At 38.0% G+C, this 1784-nt stretch carries 1 protein-coding gene; it reads right to left on the bottom strand.

From position 1 onward, the window contains the following. Window positions 1-752: 752 nt before the first annotated feature. Window positions 753-1643 (bottom strand): phosphotransferase, encoded by an 891-nt coding sequence (locus tag J2Z20_RS17790; protein WP_209853429.1) that lies wholly within the window; start codon window positions 1641-1643, stop codon window positions 753-755. Between the last annotated feature and the right edge of the window lie 141 nt (window positions 1644-1784).

A 1784-nucleotide genomic window follows, 5' to 3' on the forward strand; every position in this document is an offset into this window, starting at 1 on the left:
ATGAATTTCAATTCGCACTTCAAATAGATCTTAATTAAACTGAATCAAATTTACAACTTCTTAAGTGTCACTAGCAGGAATTGCAGATAACGTTCCTTGTATTCACGACGCCCCACCACCTTAAGCCACGAAGTGGCGGCCGCGATGCGGTTAGGTGGTGCGGGTGTGTCCGGCTGAATCTACTTCCTTCTGCTGAAATTCTCATCTTCGAATCCACTTCTAACTTCGGTCCGGACCGAGGGGCGAATGCCCCGATGCGTGAATATGGTGTTAGCAGATGTCCCCGGCTTCCTGTGCTGCTTCCAAACTCGCCTTTAAATTCACCCTTAAATCAGCTCTTAATTGGTATTATAAACCATTTTAAAGATAAGTAAGTTCTAAATTTATAAATTCAAGTCCTTCAATTCAAGTTCTTCAAGATCTTAAACCATTTCTTAAATTCCAAGCCATTTGTATTCATGATCTATCGAGCATTTTGAACTAATTCAAGAAAAAATATATTCTTTAACTCAACCCTGAAATCAGTAATAAAAAAAGATACGCGGCGATCGCCGCAATCACATAACGGAATTAATTAAATGATCTTTCAAATGCTTTACCGCTCTCGGGGATTTCTGCTAACTGCTCTGTGTTCACGACGTTCATTCCCCTTAGATAGCTCTTATCTTAGGGGAATGGATGTGTTCACAGCTCAAACTTCTACGAAACCGCGTCTGGGACCGAGGGCGGATGCCCGATGCGTGAACACTTTGTTATATGATGCCAATACCCTCATCGAGTTGCTTACAAAGTTGTTTCCAATACTCCCATGCCTTAATATAATCATTCAGATCACTCGGATGATGCTTTACACTCAGACCAACTCGGCAATAAAGTTGAATAACTACTTCTTCAATCAATCTTGATTTTTCTATTGTTACTTGCTCGAGAAAATCAGAAGCGGTGAACAAGGTTTCAGTATTTATATCATCAGGCGAAGAGCAAAACGCATAAAGAAAATCATAAATGATTGGTCCCACCATAGGTGATGGATCGATCACTCCAATTAATGATGAATTATTATAAACAAAATTGTGAACTCCTGTATCACCATGCAATAAATACTTTTTTCCTTGCTCTGAATCATCATTAAACAATTGATTAGCTTTTAATTTAACGTAATTATAATCTTCTATCGATAATACGCTTCCTAGATTTAGCCTAGCATCTTCAATACTTATTTCATTAAATTCCTTCCAAGTCTGTCTTGGGTATTCTATTCTTCCCCAATTGCTGTTATCTTTATATTCCACATACTTATTAAGTAGATCTTTAACTAGGATCTTTAGCCAATTCCTCTTTAATCCACGATTAAAATGTGTAGTGCCCTCAATGAAGGTATACACAAAATATGATCTGTCTTGGGCAGTTAAAAGGACTTTGGGTAATAATACTGAGTTCTCATATGTATTAAGTAATTGTTCAACTAATTGAATTTCATTGGGGTTATCAAATTTCAGAATATATTTATTTTCTTGTTTTGATTCCAATCTCAAAACAAGGCCAGCGGTTGTGCCAGACATCCTTTGAATTTGTACAATTTCATCGTTAATTTGATGATTTTGAAATAGCGCATTAACCATATATATGGTGGGTTCAATCATTATTTTTTGCTCCTTATTCACTTTTAGTAATTGCATTGGTTTCATATAACGTTGTTGTATTCACGACGCCCCACCACCTTAAGGTCCGAAGGGCCGGCCGCGACGCGGTTAGGTGGTGCGGGTGTGTCCGGCTGATTCCGC

The organism is Paenibacillus sediminis (genome assembly GCF_017873765.1).
Classification (GTDB): Bacteria; Bacillota; Bacilli; order Paenibacillales; family Paenibacillaceae; genus Paenibacillus_AG; species Paenibacillus_AG sediminis.